This is a genomic window from Streptomyces sp. NPDC021212, assembly GCF_044332925.1.
In the GTDB taxonomy this organism is placed as follows: Bacteria; Actinomycetota; Actinomycetes; order Streptomycetales; family Streptomycetaceae; genus Streptomyces.
The window spans coordinates 410,856-425,735 of record NZ_JBIRPZ010000006.1 but is presented as its reverse complement, the minus strand read 5'-3'; the positions used below and the strand labels follow the sequence as shown (position 1 = coordinate 425,735).

The following is a 14,880-nucleotide window of genomic DNA, read 5'->3' as shown; positions in this document are numbered from 1 at the left end:
CGCGCGGCGGTGTCCGTGTGCAGGGGTTTCCGCGTGGAGCGGCCTGTCCGGTTGATTCCGATTACCCTGAAATGAGCAGAAGATTCCGGACGTCAATCATGTGTGGACGTGAGATCAGTGACCACTCCCACCAGCTCCCGCAAGCGCAGCACTTCCGCGACGGCACGGTCGTCGGCGCGCGGCGCCGGCAAGTCGACCCGGAGCCAGGCCACATCGAAGGGCCGGGCCCCGTCGAAGACCGCGGCCGCCGCCAAATCCGCGCAGCCGGGGAAGACGAAGGCAGCGAAGAGCACACAGAGGTCGAAGACGGCCAAGGCGGCGAAGGCGGCGAAGCCCACCCCCAAGAAGGGTGATCACCGGCTCACCGTCACGATCCCGAGCCTCAGCCACGTGGCAGAGGCGACGCGACTCGACCGCGCCGCGAGCGCGACGCATCTCGACCGCGTCGACGGCGACCGCATCGGCCGCGCGGCGAAGAGCGCGGCGAACGTGGCGCTGATGCCGATCGCGGCGGCCCGCAGGGTGCTGCCCGCCAAGGGCGGGCTCCCGCTGTACGCGGGGCTCGGCGTGCTGGGCGTCGCCGAGGTCATCGAATGGCCGGTGGCCGTGGGCGTCGGAGTCGGCTACGCGGTGCTGCGGCGCGGCGGGGTCATGGCGCCACCGTCCGAGACCCGCAAGGTCTGAACACGGCGGACCCGGCCGTCCCCGGGCGACGGTGTCACGCACGCCGCGCGGGGACGGTCGGGGGTGCGTGGATCCGGCGCGAATCTCCGGTATCCATGAACGGGGGAACGGGACAGACTAGGGAATCCCCGAGACTTCATGATGCGCTACCGATGCCCGCTTTCCCCGATCAGCGGTGTCTTTGACCGTTTCATCAGGCCAGACGGGCAAGAAACGGGCAGAAGTTGACCACAAACGGACTGCGGCAAGCAGTCGAAACGTTGGTATATACCATGAAGCGCATCTAACACCCGTCACCGGAGCCGTCGCACCACCTGGTTCCGGCGCCGGTCCGGTGGCTGGTGGCAGGGCCGCGACCTCAGCTTTTCTCGGTTTACGCACGACCATGCCGTTGTTGAGACAACAGAAAGCGGTGCTCTCCATGGCTCACCCCCACCCCACTCAGACGGCCCGCCGTCTGCCCGCACAGGCATCATCCGCCTTAACCCATGACCGGAACCGGGCCCGCGGCGTGACCGGACGCCACGCGACCGGCATGGCCACCCTCGCCCTTGACCTCCAAGTCCTCGCCGGGGACGAGGACTTCTTCCGGCACTTCGGCGGCACCTCGGCCGAGCTGTGCGGGCGCAATCTCTTCGAACTGCTCGACCCCAGCGCGCCCGCCGTCCTGCGGGAGCACTTCCTGCGGCTGCACGACGGCAGGCGCACCCGCTTCACGGAGCGCGTGGTCGGCCACCGCTCGGGCGGCCGGGTGTTCTCGGGCGAGTTGACCGGTACGGCCGTCCAGGGCCCGTCCGACACGCTGTCGGCGATCGTCGTCCTGGTCAGGCCGGATGACGAGAGAACCGAGGACGACGCCACCGCCCAGCGCCGCAACCTGCTGTCACCGCTGGAGGCGCAGATACTCGAGGGCGTGGCGACGGGCGCCTCGACCGTGCAGATGGCCGCCAAGCTCTATCTGAGCCGCCAGGGCGTCGAGTACCACGTGGGGTCGATGCTGCGGAAGATGAAGGCGCCCAACCGAGCGGCCCTGGTCTCGCGCGCGTACGCGGCGGGCATGCTGACCGTCGGCACCTGGCCGGCCCGGGTCCGCCCGGATTTCGTCAAGTGACTCCCACGCCATGTGACTTCCATGCCATCTGACTCCGACGTCACGTGACGTCACCCGTCACCTGACGTCCTTGTGAACTGACACTTCGCCAGGCGATGTCCGCGCCCCTGGTGGCCGACGAGTTCGGGGGTTCCGTCGGCCACCCCCTCAACCGCCGTGTGCTGCGGCCGGTCAGGGGCGTTCCGGCTGGCAGTTCGGACACCACGTGCTGGTCCGCCCGGCGATCTTTCCGCGGCGCAGCGGACGGCCGCAGCGCGGACAGTGCGGATCCGGGTCGTCGCGGTGGCCGGTGAGCCAGGACGGCCGGGGCGGCACCTGCCCCGCCCGCACCGAGGTGCGCAGCACCCCGCGCAGCGCGGTGTGCAGCCGCCGCCGCTCGTCGGGGCCCAGATCGCTCGCCCGGCTCTTGGGATGGACCCGCGCCCGCCACAGGATCTCGTCGCCGAGCAGATTGCCGAGCCCGGCCACGACGGACTGGTCGGTCAGCGTGGCCTTGACCCGCCCGCGCCGCCCCTCCAGCAGGGTGTCCAGCTCGGCCCGGCCCAGCGAGAGCGCGTCCGGGCCCTGCTCGCCGAGGATGCGATCGACGTCGGCGTCGGTGGCGGCGAGCCACAGGCCCCGCAGCTTGCGCTGGTCGTGGTAGCGGAGCTGATGGCCGTCGTCGAGGGTGAGGACGACACGGCCGAACCGCTCGGGCGGATCGCCCTCGGAGCGGCACACCAGCCCCCCGGTCATGCCGAAGTGCAGGATGAGCGTGGGGCCCCCGGCCGGGGCGATCAGCCACTTGCCGTGGCGCCGCGGCGCGGCGAACCGGCGGCCCTCCAGCTCGCGCTTCAGCCGCTGCGCGGTGACCCCGCGCAGCACCCCCGGATCGGCCACCTCGACGTGCTCGATCCGGTGCCCCTGCGCACAGGAGGCCAGCGTGCGACGGAAACCTTCGACGTCCGACAACTCGGGCATAGCGCCAGATTACGCCGGGTCCTGACGAAGGGCTCGGGAGACGAATCGCGTGGTGGTCGTCACCATCGAGCTGACGCCCGCGCACGTGCTCTACACCGGCCCCCTTCTCGCTGGCCGCGGTGACCATGGGCCCGGTCGGCACCGGGGGTGTGGTGGCCCCGGCCGCGGCGATCAGCGCGCTCACCGCCACCCACAACGACGCCTGGGGCACCCAGGAGGCGGCCGCTGCCCGTCCGCCTAGGGGGTGCGCACCGCCAGCGTGTACATGGCGGCCGAGCGCGAGGCGCAGATCGGCGGCGATCTGTACGAGGCGGTGGGCACCCGCTACGGGGTGCGGCTGATCGTCGGGGACGCACGCGGCAAGGGGCTGGCCGCGGTGCGGTCCGCCGCGGCGGTCCTGAACGCCTTCCGGGAGACCGTGCACTACGAACACGATCTGATCGACGTGATGTGGCGGTGCGCGGCGGCGCTGGACCGCGCATACGAGCTGCTGGACCGGTCCCTGCCGCAGGACTGGGACGAGCGGTCCGAGCAGGTCCAGCTGATCAACCGTGGCCACCCTCCGCCCCTGGTGCTGCACGACCGCACGGTGCGGACGCTGGGCCCTGCGGCCGCTGCCGCCGCTCGGCCTGGACGAGTTCCTGACCCCGCGGGCCACGGAAACCGAGCCGGGGTGGCGCTCCGCTCCATGAGGGGCCGGCCGCCGCTACGGGGCCGGGGCGCCGAACTCCTCCAGCACGGCCGCCACGATCGCCTCCAGGCGGGCGTGGTGGGCGCCGCGCCAGTAGACGCGCTCGCAGGCGGCGCAGCTGGCGAACACGTCGTACGTGCTGCGCGTGCCGTGCTCCAGCCGCTCGCGGACCGTGTCCTTGTCGGCGTCCTCCAGGGGACCGTTGCACGCCGTGCAGCGGGTCCACGGGGCGAGGGGCGGGGTGAAGCGGCCCAGGACGTCGCGCAGTTGCTCATCGGGCCGGTCGCTGTAGACATACGCCCCGGCCCACAGCTCGCGCCGCCGCAGCAGCCCCCGGTCGCGCGAGAGGAGCACCCGGCGCTGGGCCGCGGAGCGGGCGGCGAGGGCGGGGTCGCCGATGTCCTCGCTCTCGTACGCCGCGTCGACGCCCAGCAGCCGCAGGCGGCGCGCGAGGGTGCCCAGGTGAACGTCGAGCAGGAAGCGCAGCGGCGCGCCCGGCACCCGCTGCGGCCGGACGACCGGGTGCACCTCCACGGACTCCCCCGCCCCCGGCACATGGGAGACCGCGGTCTCCCGGCCGTCGACGAGCAGCCGGCCGACCTCGGTGAGCGGGACCCCGAACGACTCGACGACATGACCGAGGGTGGACGCGCCGTCGGTGACGACGGCCGTGCGGTCCCGACGCCGTTCGGGAGCGGCGAAAAGCCGCAGTTCAGGGGCGAGGCTGAGATGGATCTCCGGTCCGTTCACACCGCCAGCATGCCAGGCGTGACCGGCCGCGGGCGACGCGGTTTCGGCCTCCCGGACCGGGCCGGGGGCCGTCCGTCAGGGACCGCCGGAGCGCTCCAGGCGGCGTCGCTTGCGTCGCCAGGTCACCAGCCGCAGATACTCCTCGTGCAGCAGCCGGCCGACGAGCGCGCCGCCGAACACCACGAAGCCGACGCCGACCAGCCAGGACTGGACGACCAGCACGGTGCCGACCGGGCCGTAGGACACCGCGCTGGAGGCGATCAGCGGCGAGAACACCAGCCGGGAGAAGATTCGCAGCCCCCACAGCCCGACGCCGGTGGCCAGGGCGCCCGGCAGCAGGGCGCCCCAGCTGATCCGCCCGCCGAGGAGCAGCCGCTGCGACCACCAGAAGAAGAGCACCGTGGCGACGACGGCCACGGCCACCCGGGTGGGCCCGGGGCCGAGGTGGGACGACAGGAGGAGGTAGGCGATGAGCACGATGAGCCAGACCAGATGGCGCCACGCGGTGTGCCAGCGGCCGGGGGGCAGCTCCCACACCTTCTCGTAGCCGGTCTGCACCACGCCGCAGAAGGTCAGCCCGAAGAGGGCCAGCGTGGCCAGACCGAACGCGGTGGTGGTCTCCAGCGATCGCCTCGGCGGGGCGAACAGGTCCAGGACCTCGTCCCGCGAGGTGGCGGACACCCCGAGCCCCTCGGCCAGCCACTGGGCGAAGCCGTGCCGGTTCACCGGATCGGCCGCGGCGACGACGATCAGCAACGGCACCAGCGTGAGGAAGCCGAGCGCGGCGAACCCCAAGGCCCGGTGCATCAACTCGAATTCGCTGCCCCGGCGCCACCCCCGGCCGGCCGGGGACCGGTGGAACGCGTGGTGCAGCCACCGGAACCGCGAGCGGCGGCGGGAGGAGTCGGGGGACTGCTCGGACATACCACTCCCACTCCCCCACCACCGGTTCATGCGATATGCCCCAGTACGTCACGCATCGTCCAGCGTACTCAGTGCGGATGCCCGTGCAACCCACGGTGTCGGCGGCCCCTCGTCCGGCGGCGGCACTGTGCCAGAATGTGAGAGGAAAGCTGACTCGATGAACGGGCCCGGGAAACAGCGGACACCGGCCGGGGAGCTGTTCGCCGAGGGCGGTGCGCTCGGCAGGGTGATGAGCGGAATCGACTGGTCGGCGACGCCCCTCGGCGCCACTGACGCATGGCCTTCGCGGCTGGTCGAGGCGTTGCGCATCGTGCTGTTCACCGAACAGCCGATGGCCGTGTTCTGGGGTCCCGAGTACACGATGTTGTACAACGAGGGGTACGCGGCCATCATCGGCTCCAAGCATCCGGGGGCGCTGGGCCGGTCCGGCGAGGACGTCTTCCCCGAGAACTGGGAGCTGTCCGCCGCTCCGCTCTTCGAGACCGTGCGGGAGAGCCGCAAGCCCTCCCTGGTGACCGACCGGTCCTTCGCCATCCAGCGCCGAGGTTTCCTGGAGCAGTCCTACTTCGACGTCTCCTTCCAGCCGCTGCTGCTGGAGGGCGGCACGGTGGGCGGGGTGCTGTGCGTCGTCACCGAGACCACGGCACGGGTGCTCAGCGAGCGGCGGCTGCGGCTGCTGGCGGGGCTCGGAGCGCGGACCGCCGGGCTGCGCACCCCGCAGAACGTCGCCCGGACCGTCGCGGAGATGCTGGACATCCACCGGGACGACGTCCCGTTCACCGCCTTCTACCTCGTATCCGGGCCCGGCAGGCTCCAGCTCGCCGCGTCCGCCGCCCTTCCGGCGGAGGCCGTCGAGGCTGTCCGGGAGGTGCGTCTGGACCGGATCGAGGAGACGGCGGGCCTGGCGGCGCGGCTGGCGGCCGTCGTGGGCGACGCGGCACCGGCCCGGCTGCCGGGCGCGCTGTTCGCGATGCCCGGGGAGGAGGCGCTGGCCCATCCGCTGGTCCGGTCGGGCGCGGTGGAGGGCGTGCTGGTGATGGGCGTCAATCCGCGGCTGCCCGCCACCGCCCCTTACCAGGACTTCTTCGAGGTGCTGGCGACCACCGTCGGGGCGGCCCTGTCGGCGGCCCACACCCAGCACGAGCAGCGGCGGCGTGCGGAGACGCTGGCCGAGCTGGACCGCGCCAAGACGGTGTTCTTCTCCAACATCAGTCATGAGTTCCGTACGCCGCTCACCCTGATCCTCGGCCCGATCCAGCAGGCGCTGGCCGACGAGGACCGCCCCGCGCGGCGGTCCCAGCTGGAGCTGGCCGAGCGCAGTGCGCTGCGGCTGCTGAAGCTGGTCAACACCCTGCTGGACGTCTCCCGGGTGGAGTCCGGAGGGCTCAAGGGCACCTTCGAGCCGGTGGACCTGTCCCGTGTCACCGCCGAGCTGGCGGCCGTCTTCCGCTCCTCCTTCGACATGGCCGGGCTGGCCCTGGAGGTGGACTGCCCGCCGCTGCCCGAGCCGGTGCACGTCGACCGGGAGATGTGGGAGAAGATCGTTCTCAATCTGATCAGCAACGCGCTGAAGTTCACCTTCACCGGCGGCGTCACGGTACGGATGACCACCGCCGACCGCCACGCCCGGCTCACCGTGAGCGACACCGGCACCGGGGTCCCGCGGGAGGAGCTGCCCCATCTCTTCGAACGCTTCCACCGGGTGCGCGGGGCGCGGTCCCGGTCCCACGAGGGCAGCGGCATCGGACTGGCGCTGGTCAAGGACCTGGTCGAGCTGCACTCGGGCGCCATCTCGGTGACCAGCGTCCCGGCCCGGGGCACCGAGTTCACGGTGGAGATACCGTTCGGCACCGCGCATCTGGAGGACGTGACGCGCGGGGCGCCGTCCGCACAGGGCACGACGGGCGGGGCCGAGCGCGCCGCCGCGTACGCCCAGGAGGCACGCCATTGGCTCGACACCGCCCCGCCCGAGCCCCTGGCGGCGGAATTTCCGGCGGAGGAGATCCCGGCGGAGTCTGCGGAGTCCGCGGAGTCCTACGAAACGGAGGGCGGCCGCGCCGAGCCCGCTCCGGGCCCGCCGGAGCCCGCCCCGGCCACGCGGCCGCGGGTGCTGGTCGCGGACGACAACGCCGACGTACGGTCCTATCTCGGCGAACTCCTCGGCCGCGAGCACGACGTCCTCCTCACGGCCGACGGCCGTACCGCGCTGGACACCGCCCTGGCGCACCCCGTCGATCTGGTGCTGACCGACGTGATGATGCCGCGCCTGGACGGCTTCGGGCTGGTGCGGGCGCTGCGCGCCGATCCCCGGACCACCCGGCTGCCGATCATCATGCTGACCGCACGGGCCGGGGAGGAGTCCACGGTACGGGGGCTGGGCACGGGCGCCGACGACTACCTCGCCAAACCCTTCTCGGCGCGTCAGCTCCTCGCCCGGGTCGGCGCCAACCTGGAGCTGTCCCGGCTGCGCGAACGGGTGCTCAGCGACAGCCGCCGGCAGGCGGACATGCTCACCTCACTGTCCCAGGCGAGCCTGCAGCTGTCCGACACCCTCGATCCGCCGCAGGTGCTGGACACCGCCCGGGAGCTGCTCATCCCGGCCCTGGCCGACGAGATACGCGTCCGCCTCGCCGACCCCCGCGCCGAGCGGCCCGTGTACGCCGCCGGGGAGCCCGTGGCGCCGGACGACCGCCTGGACCGGGCCCTCGCCGACACTCTGCTCGCGGGCGCCGCCCCCGACACGCCCGCCACCGGCGACACCCTGCTCTCCGTACCCCTGCTCGCGCACGGCCGGATGCTGGGTGCCCTGGCCATCGCCCGGCGCGAGGGCGCGTACACGACGGCCGACCGGGAGTATCTGCGGGGCGTGGCCGGCCGGCTGGCCCTGGCGTACGACAACGCGGCCCGCTTCCGCAACGAGCGCCATCTCGCGATGACGCTCCAGCGCGCCCTGCTGCCGCAAACCCTCCCCCAGATGCCGGGGCTGCGCACCGCCTCCTACTACGAGGCGAGCGCGAGCGGCGCCGAGATCGGCGGCGACTGGTACGACGTCATCGCGCTGCCCGACGGCGAGATGGGGCTGACGATCGGGGATGTGATGGGCCATGACGTGGACGCCGCCACCGTGATGGGCAGGCTGCGCTCCACCCTGCGCGGCTTCGCCCTGGACGGCGCCTCCCCCGGCGTCCTGCTCGGCAAGCTGGACGCCTACCTGCGCTCCCTGGACGTCGACCACTTCGCGACCTGCCTGTACGCGGTGTACGAGCCGCGCACCCGTCGGCTGCGGTACGCGGCCAGTGGCCATCTGCCGCCGCTGCTGGTGGCGGACGGGACGACGAGCTTCCTCGACGTCTGCCCGAACGCGCCGCTGGGCCTCGCGCACGAGCCCCCGGTCGGCCACGAGACGCGGCTGCCGCCCGGCGCGGGGCTGCTGCTGTTCACCGACGGGCTGGTGGAGAACAGCCATCTGCCCCTCGACGACGGCCTGGCGGCGCTGCGGCGCGCCTGCGAAGGGCTCACCCCGCCCGTCCTCGCCGACCCGCAGACGATCATCGACCGGGCGCTGGGGCTGCTGGACATTCCGGGCCGGGTGGACGACGACACGGCGCTGCTGGCGGCGTCAACTCCGTAGCGGGCGCCGTGGCTCTGTCGCCGGCCGCCACTGGCTCGCCGGTGTCGGCGTCGAGGACGCTCACCCGCACCGCGGGCTCCCGCACCCCGTCCCGGCTCGCCCCCGCGTCCAGCGCGAAGAGCACCACCACCGGTCGTGCGGTGCCGCCGCGCGCGTGGACCCCGGCGTACTGGAGGATGCGCCAGCCGTCCTCGTCCCAGTGGTCCAGCAGCGCCGACCGCACCAGGGGCGAGGTGGTCTGCCAGGCGAGCGAGTGTTCCAGCAACTCGACCGTCGCGGCCACCGGCACCCGCGCCCCGGCCGGGGCTCCGGCCGGGGCTCCGGCCGGGGCTCCGGCCAGCGGGTGTCCGGTGAGGCGGATGCGGAGCCTGCGCCACGGCGTCCGCCACCGGCGGTCGGCCGAGAGGGCCACCAGCCCGGCCACCGCCGCGAGGGCGCAGCACCCGGTGGCGGCCGGGTGGCGCGAGGCCGTGACCCACCAGGGGTGCCCGGCCAGCGCCACGGCGACACCGCCCGCCGCCACGACGGCGGCGCGGGCGAAGGCCCTGACGCCCACCGGCCTGTCGTCCCGCGCCGTGCAACCGCACGAGGTGCCGGGCGCGGTCGCGCGGGCGTACCCGAGATAGCCGAGGAAACCGGCGCCGAGCGCGGCGGCCGCCGTGCCCGTGGCCACCGACGGCGGCAGCGCCGACAGCGCGGCGCACAGGAGGAGTTCGAGGGCGCCGAGGGCGCGCAGGGCGAACGCCGCCCGGCCGCCGCCGCGCAGCAGCCGGGCCAGCGCGGTCCGGTGCGCCAGGCGGGCCGTGCCGTGGCCGAAGAGCTTGCCCGCACCGGCCACGCCCAGCACCCCGGCGAGCAGCGGCGCGGCCAGATCGAGGACGGCCGGATCGAGGACGGCCGGATCGAGGACGGAGAGTGGGTGGGCGGCAGCACTCATCGGCGGTGTCCCGGGCCCGGCCCGACCGCCACCCGCACGATGTCCACGGAGTCGTCGGACGGCCGCCAGGCGCCCAGGACTTGAGCGCCCTGACCGATGCGCAGCCCGGAGAGGTCGGTCGTGGGCGCGGAACCGGAGTACGAGGCGCTGGAGGTCTCCGGGAGGAGGTTGCCGACGATCTCGTGGGATCCGTGCGCGAGGTGCAGCCGGGTCTTCTCGATGCCGCGGATGGTGGTGTGGAGGTTCACGATGTTCACCCACACCGCGTCGGCGGCGACCGTGCCGTCGGGCATCGGGACGCCGCGTGCGTAGAGCCCGTCGCCGGTCTCGATCGACGCGGCGGTGGTGGCGCGTACCTTCCACACGCTGGTGGCGCCGGTGAGCCGGATACGGGCGTAGTCGCCGTAGGAGCCCGCCACTTCCAGCACGCTGCCGTCGATGGAGGTGATCCGCCCCTCCACGAAGGCGCCGGCGGGGACCGCGGGGTCCAGGGGACGGCGCAGGGGCGCGGCGAAGACGGCGTCGGCGTCCACGGCACCCAGCGCGGTCGCGCCGATGACGCCCGTACCGACGACGGTCGCGCCGCGCAGCGCGGCGGCGGTGAGGAAGCGGCGGCGGTCGAGGGGGTCGGAGATCCGGTGTGCGCTCATGGCCGCGGGCCTCACTCGTAGAGGGAGACCGGCAGGGTGCCGGAGCTGAGGCTGCCGATGGCGGAGAAGGCCGCCGGGGTCAGGTCGATGACGCGGTTGCTGCGGCAGCGGCCGTCGCAGCAGCTGGACTCACCGCAGAAGCTCCGGGTGCGCGGACCGCAGTCGCTGACGGTGACGCAGACGGACGCGCCGGAGCACAGGTGGCGCACCTTGATGGTCGAGCCGCAGCCGCGCCGCGGCAGGTTCTCGCCGCACAGATCCGGCCGGGTGATGTCCCAGCACGCCTTCGACGCGTGGGGCCAGGCGGCCTGCAGGGCGCTGGACTTGCAGGTGCCGCAGGCGCCGCCGCCCGCGGCGGCACACGGGCCCCAGGCGTTGCCACAGCAGAACCAGGTGGCTTCGCCGTTCCCGAGGCTGGTCGATCCGCACGCCATGCGGCCATCATGCGCGGGGCCGCAGGTGGCCGCCACGCGGAAGCGTCCGAACCGGCGGCACGGCGGGACTCCGTCCGCCGAGCGGGGGCCGACCACCGCCTCACAACCGCTCGACGATCGTGACGTTCGCCTGCCCGCCCCCCTCGCACACCGACCCCACCCCTCACGGCACCCTCGCACCGCTCGGCCCCGGAGGGCCTCACCGGCTTCGGCCGCCTGCGCCGGACTCCGTCCGCCGAGCCGGGGCCGACCACCGCCTCACAACCGCTCGACGACCGTGACGTTGGCCTGCCCGCCCCCCTCGCACATCGTCTGCAGCCCGTAACGCCCACCCGTGCGCTCCAGTTCGTGCAGCAGGGTCGTCATCAGCTTGGCGCCGGTCGCGCCCAGCGGGTGGCCCAGGGCGATCGCGCCGCCGTTGACGTTGACCCGCTCCGGGTCGGCGCCGCTCTCCCGCAGCCAGGCCAGCACCACCGGGGCGAACGCCTCGTTGATCTCCACCAGGTCGATGTCGGCGATGGTCATGCCGGTCTTCTTCAGCGCGTACGCGGTGGCCGGGATCGGCGCGGACAGCATCCGGATCGGGTCCTCGCCGCGCACCGACAGATGGTGGATCCGGGCGCGCGGGGTCAAGCCGTGTTCCCGCAACGCCCGTTCGGAGGCGACCAGCAGCGCCGCGGCGCCGTCGGAGACCTGGGAGGAGAGCGCGGCGGTGAGCCGGCCGCCCTCCATGAGCGGGGCGAGCGCGGCCATCTTCTCCAGGCTGGTGTCCCGGCGCGGCCCCTCGTCCACGCGGACGTCCCCGTACGGGACGACCTCGCGGTCGAAGCGGCCCTCGTCGATGGCGCGGAGCGCGCGCCGGTGGGAGCGGAGCGCGAACTCCTCCATCTCGGCGCGGCCGATCCCCCACTTCTCGGCGATCATCTCGGCCCCGTAGAACTGGCTGACCGGCCGGTCGCCGTACCGCGCCCGCCAGCCCTCCGAGCCCGCGAAGGGCCCCTCGGTCAGCCCCAGCGGCTCGGCCGCCTGACGGCTGGCGAAGGCGATCGGCACCTGCGACATGTTCTGCACGCCGCCCGCGACCACCAGGTCCTGGGTGCCGGAGAGCACCGCCTGCGCCGCGAAGTGCAGGGCCTGCTGCGAGGAGCCGCACTGCCGGTCGACGGTCACGCCCGGCACCTCCTCGGGCAGCCCGGCGGCCAGCCAGCAGGTGCGGGCGATGTCACCGGACTGCGGGCCCACGGTGTCCAGGCAGCCGAAGACCACGTCCTCGACGGCGGCCGGGTCGGCGCCCGAGCGCTCCATCAGGGCGCGCAGGACGTGCGCGCCGAGGTCGGCCGGGTGGACGGACGCCAGCCCGCCCTTGCGGCGGCCGACGGGGGTCCGTACCGCTTCGACGATGAATGCCTCGGCCATGGCTGCTCCTCACAAGTCCGATGAAGGTCACTCCCGGGGGGTGATGCCGTCCAGGACCATCGACACGTACTGGCGGGCGATCTCCTCCGGGCTGTGCTGTCCGCCGGGCCGGTACCAGGACGCGGCGACCCAGACGGTGTCGCGCAGGAAGCGGTACGCCAGCCGGGCGTCGAGGTCGGCGCGGAACACCCCGTCGGCCACGCCGCGCTCCAGCGTGCCCAGCCAGGCCCGTTCGAACCTGCGCTGCGAGTCGGTGAGATAGCCGAAGCGGGGCAGGGCGGCGAGCTGCCGGGACTCCTTCTGGTAGATCGCGACGGCGGCCCGGTGCCGGTCGATCTCCCGGAAGGACTCGGTGACGAGCGCCTCGATGGTCTCCCTGGGGCCGAGCCCGGCCCGCAGCACGTCCTCGTACCCCGCCCACAGCTCGTCGAGGAAGGCGGAGAGGATCTCGTCGACCATCGACTCCTTGGAGTCGAAGTGGTAGTACAGGCTGCCCGCGAGCATCCCCGCCTCGTCCGCGATCCGGCGGACGGTGGTCGCGTTGTAGCCCTGGGCGGCGAACACCTCGGCCGCCGTCGAGAGCAGTTCGCGACGCCGCTCGGGGGACGGGCTCACAGTGGTCTTCTTGCTGTTCCCGCTGATTTTCGGCACGTTCCCATTCTCGCCTCACCGCCGCCGCGCTCATGGGTGCCGACTGCTGACGGAGACCGTCTCGCCCGTCATGTACGACGCATAGCCGCTGGCCAGGAAGACGATGACGTTGGCGACCTCCCACGGCTCGGCGTACCGGCCGAACGCCTCGCGCGCGGTCAGCTCGGCCAGCAGCTCGGGCGTGGTGACCTTCACCAGGTGCGGATGCATGGCGAGGCTCGGCGAGACGGCGTTGACGCGCACCCCGTACGCGGCGGCCTCGACGGCGGCGCAGCGGGTGAGCGCCATGACCCCGGCCTTGGCGGCGGCGTAGTGGGCCTGCCCGGCCTGGGCGCGCCAGCCGACGACCGAGGCGTTGTTGACGATGGCGCCGCCGCCGGGCCCGTCCGCCGGGCGGGCCTTCATGCGGCGGAGGGCGGCGCGGGTGCAGCGGAAGGTGCCGCCCAGGGTGACGTCGATGACCTTGTGCCACTGCTCGTCGGTCATCTCGGTGAGTTCGGCGGTGCCGCCGAGACCGGCGTTGTTGACCACGACATCCAGCCGTCCGTGGTGTTCCTCGGCGAGGTCGAAGAGCGCCGCCACCGTGTCCTCGTCGGTGACATCGCAGGTCAGCCCGGTGACGCGGTCCGCGCCGAACTCCTCGGCGAGGGCGGCGGCCGTCTCCTCCAGGCGGCGTGCGTGGGCGTCGCCGATGACGATCCGGGCGCCCTCCTCCAGGAACCGGCGGGCCGTGGCGCCGCCGATCCCGGCGCCCGCCGCGGCCGTGATGACGGCCGTGCGGCCGGCGAGCAGGCCATGGCCGGGAACGTACGACGGCTTGTTGTCCCTCACGGCGCCACGGTAACCTACCAAACACTTGTTAGGGAAGGAGCCGGGGACCCGATGGATCTCGACCTGACCGAGCGGCAGGAGGCGTTCCGGGCCGAGGCCCGGCGGTGGCTCGCGGCCCATGTGCCCGCCGCTCCCCTGCCGTCGCTGGAGACCGCCGAGGGGTTCGCCGCCCATCGCGACTGGGAGCGAACGCTGGCCTCCGGCCGCTGGTCGGCGGTGACCTGGCCCGAGAAGTACGGCGGGCGGGGCGCGTCGGTGCTGGAGTGGCTGCTGTTCGAGGAGGAGTACTACGCGGCGGGCGCGCCAGGGCGGGTGAGCCAGAACGGCGTCAGCCTGCTGGCCCCCACTCTCTTCGACCACGGCACCGCCGCACAGCGGGCCAGGATCCTGCCGCCGATGGCGCGCGGCGAGGTCGTCTGGGCGCAGGCGTGGTCCGAGCCGGAGGCGGGCTCCGACCTGGCCTCGCTGCGCTCCACCGCCCGGCGCGCGGACGGCGGCTGGCTGCTGACCGGCCAGAAGACCTGGTCCTCCCGGGCGGCCTTCGCCGACCGGGCCTTCGGGCTGTTCCGCAGCCACCGCGAGCCCGGGGCCCCGCCCCACCGCGGGCTGACGTATCTGATGTTCCCGCTGGACGCGCCGGGCGTGACCGTACGTCCCATAGGCCGCCTCGACGGGAAGCCCGCCTTCGCCGAACTCTTCCTGGACGAGGTGTTCGTGCCCGACGAGGACGTCATCGGCGAACCGGGGCAGGGCTGGCGGGTCGCGATGAGCACCGCGGGCAACGAGCGCGGGCTGACCCTCCGCAGCCCCGGGCGCTACACGGCCGCGGCCCGCCGGCTGGCCGCCCTGTGGCGGACCCGCGCCGCCGCCGGGGACGAGGCGGCCGCGGCCCTGCGGGACCGGGTGGCCGACGCCGTGATCCGCGCCCGGGCGTACGAACTCTTCGCGTACGCGGGCGCCTCGCGGCTGGCCGCCGGGGAACAGCTCGGGGCCGAGTCGAGCCTCAACAAGGTCTTCTGGTCGGAGCTGGACATCAGCATCCACGAAACGGCCCTCGACCTGCTGGGGCCGCCCGGTGAGCTGGCTGAGGACGGCTGGGCGGAGGGCTATGTCTTCGCGCTGGCAGGGCCGATCTACGCCGGGACGAACGAGATCCAGCGGGACATCGTGGCGGAACGGCTGCTCGGCCTGCCGAAGAGCAGGCGGTGAC

14 protein-coding genes and 1 pseudogene are annotated in these 14,880 nt (G+C 73.5%); 5 read left to right on the top strand and 10 right to left on the bottom strand.

Annotation, left to right across the window (positions count from 1 at the left end):
* Positions 1–92 precede the first annotated feature (92 nt).
* Positions 93–338, bottom strand: coding sequence for a hypothetical protein (locus tag ACH4SI_RS19085; protein ID WP_398296949.1), 246 nt, complete (start codon positions 336–338; stop codon positions 93–95).
* A 52-nt stretch (positions 339–390) separates the two neighbouring features.
* Here ACH4SI_RS19085 and ACH4SI_RS19080 point away from each other — a divergent pair, with 52 nt between their 5' ends.
* Both ACH4SI_RS19080 and ACH4SI_RS19075 read left to right on the top strand, forming a co-directional pair.
* Positions 391–684, top strand: a complete 294-nt coding sequence (locus ACH4SI_RS19080) for a hypothetical protein (protein WP_398296947.1) — start codon at positions 391–393, stop codon at positions 682–684.
* A 511-nt stretch (positions 685–1,195) separates the two neighbouring features.
* Positions 1,196–1,795, top strand: a complete 600-nt coding sequence (locus ACH4SI_RS19075) for a LuxR C-terminal-related transcriptional regulator (RefSeq protein WP_398296945.1) — start codon at positions 1,196–1,198, stop codon at positions 1,793–1,795.
* A gap of 171 nt (positions 1,796–1,966) precedes the next feature.
* On the opposite strand, the gene ACH4SI_RS19070 is transcribed toward ACH4SI_RS19075, so the two are convergent.
* Positions 1,967–2,755, bottom strand: coding sequence for an Fpg/Nei family DNA glycosylase (locus tag ACH4SI_RS19070; protein ID WP_398296943.1), 789 nt, complete (start codon positions 2,753–2,755; stop codon positions 1,967–1,969).
* A gap of 265 nt (positions 2,756–3,020) precedes the next feature.
* On the opposite strand from ACH4SI_RS19070, the pseudogene ACH4SI_RS19065 reads away from it, so the two are divergent.
* Positions 3,021–3,296 (top strand): annotated as a pseudogene (locus ACH4SI_RS19065) (SpoIIE family protein phosphatase); the annotation flags it as partial.
* A gap of 165 nt (positions 3,297–3,461) precedes the next feature.
* Here ACH4SI_RS19065 and ACH4SI_RS19060 read toward each other — a convergent pair.
* On the bottom strand, positions 3,462–4,196 hold the full coding sequence (locus ACH4SI_RS19060; RefSeq protein ID WP_398296941.1) for a Mut7-C RNAse domain-containing protein: 735 nt from the start codon (positions 4,194–4,196) through the stop codon (positions 3,462–3,464).
* Between the two features lie 75 nt (positions 4,197–4,271).
* A complete protein-coding gene (locus tag ACH4SI_RS19055) occupies positions 4,272–5,120 on the bottom strand; it encodes a ribonuclease BN (protein ID WP_398296939.1) in 849 nt (282 codons plus the stop codon).
* Between the two features lie 157 nt (positions 5,121–5,277).
* Here ACH4SI_RS19055 and ACH4SI_RS19050 point away from each other — a divergent pair, with 157 nt between their 5' ends.
* Positions 5,278–8,751: a SpoIIE family protein phosphatase gene (locus tag ACH4SI_RS19050; protein ID WP_398296937.1), complete on the top strand. Its 3,474-nt coding sequence runs from the start codon at positions 5,278–5,280 to the stop codon at positions 8,749–8,751.
* Here the strand turns inward: ACH4SI_RS19050 and ACH4SI_RS19045 are convergent.
* The 6 genes from ACH4SI_RS19045 to ACH4SI_RS19020 all read right to left on the bottom strand — a co-directional run bounded on the left by ACH4SI_RS19045 (position 8,669) and on the right by ACH4SI_RS19020 (position 13,670).
* Positions 8,669–9,688 (bottom strand): MauE/DoxX family redox-associated membrane protein, encoded by a 1,020-nt coding sequence (locus ACH4SI_RS19045; RefSeq protein WP_398296935.1) that lies wholly within the window; start codon positions 9,686–9,688, stop codon positions 8,669–8,671. The genes ACH4SI_RS19050 and ACH4SI_RS19045 overlap by 83 nt on opposite strands.
* Entirely contained in the window at positions 9,685–10,338 is a 654-nt protein-coding gene (locus ACH4SI_RS19040; protein ID WP_398296933.1) for a cell wall protein, read from the bottom strand. The genes ACH4SI_RS19045 and ACH4SI_RS19040 overlap by 4 nt, the downstream gene beginning before the upstream one ends.
* Positions 10,339–10,349: 11 nt before the next feature.
* Entirely contained in the window at positions 10,350–10,772 is a 423-nt protein-coding gene (locus tag ACH4SI_RS19035) for a septal ring lytic transglycosylase RlpA family protein (RefSeq protein WP_398296931.1), read from the bottom strand.
* A gap of 258 nt (positions 10,773–11,030) precedes the next feature.
* Positions 11,031–12,188: an acetyl-CoA C-acetyltransferase gene (locus tag ACH4SI_RS19030; protein ID WP_398296929.1), complete on the bottom strand. Its 1,158-nt coding sequence runs from the start codon at positions 12,186–12,188 to the stop codon at positions 11,031–11,033.
* Positions 12,189–12,215: 27 nt separating this feature from the next.
* The gene (locus tag ACH4SI_RS19025; RefSeq protein ID WP_398296927.1) at positions 12,216–12,839 is read right to left on the bottom strand and encodes a TetR/AcrR family transcriptional regulator; all 624 of its coding nucleotides are present in this window, start codon (positions 12,837–12,839) and stop codon (positions 12,216–12,218) included.
* A gap of 30 nt (positions 12,840–12,869) precedes the next feature.
* Complete coding sequence (locus ACH4SI_RS19020; protein WP_398296925.1) at positions 12,870–13,670, bottom strand: SDR family oxidoreductase; 801 nt, start codon at positions 13,668–13,670, stop codon at positions 12,870–12,872.
* 51 nt (positions 13,671–13,721) lie between these two features.
* Between ACH4SI_RS19020 and ACH4SI_RS19015 the strand changes: the two genes are divergently transcribed.
* Positions 13,722–14,879 carry an acyl-CoA dehydrogenase family protein gene (locus ACH4SI_RS19015; RefSeq protein WP_398296923.1) on the top strand — a complete coding sequence of 386 codons (1,158 nt, stop codon included), beginning with the start codon at positions 13,722–13,724 and terminating at the stop codon, positions 14,877–14,879.
* Position 14,880: the final 1 nt, after the last annotated feature.

Bases quoted from the DNA above. Each gene is read 5' to 3' on its own strand.
- ACH4SI_RS19070 (WP_398296943.1), bottom strand. From the start codon at position 2,755: ATGCCCGAGTTGTCGGACGTCGAAGGTTTCCGTCGCACGCTGGCCTCC.
- ACH4SI_RS19055 (WP_398296939.1), bottom strand. From the start codon at position 5,120: ATGTCCGAGCAGTCCCCCGACTCCTCCCGCCGCCGCTCGCGGTTCCGG.
- ACH4SI_RS19050 (WP_398296937.1), top strand. From the start codon at position 5,278: ATGAACGGGCCCGGGAAACAGCGGACACCGGCCGGGGAGCTGTTCGCC.
- ACH4SI_RS19045 (WP_398296935.1), bottom strand. From the start codon at position 9,688: ATGAGTGCTGCCGCCCACCCACTCTCCGTCCTCGATCCGGCCGTCCTC.
- ACH4SI_RS19040 (WP_398296933.1), bottom strand. From the start codon at position 10,338: ATGAGCGCACACCGGATCTCCGACCCCCTCGACCGCCGCCGCTTCCTC.
- ACH4SI_RS19035 (WP_398296931.1), bottom strand. From the start codon at position 10,772: ATGGCGTGCGGATCGACCAGCCTCGGGAACGGCGAAGCCACCTGGTTC.
- ACH4SI_RS19030 (WP_398296929.1), bottom strand. From the start codon at position 12,188: ATGGCCGAGGCATTCATCGTCGAAGCGGTACGGACCCCCGTCGGCCGC.
- ACH4SI_RS19015 (WP_398296923.1), top strand. From the start codon at position 13,722: ATGGATCTCGACCTGACCGAGCGGCAGGAGGCGTTCCGGGCCGAGGCC.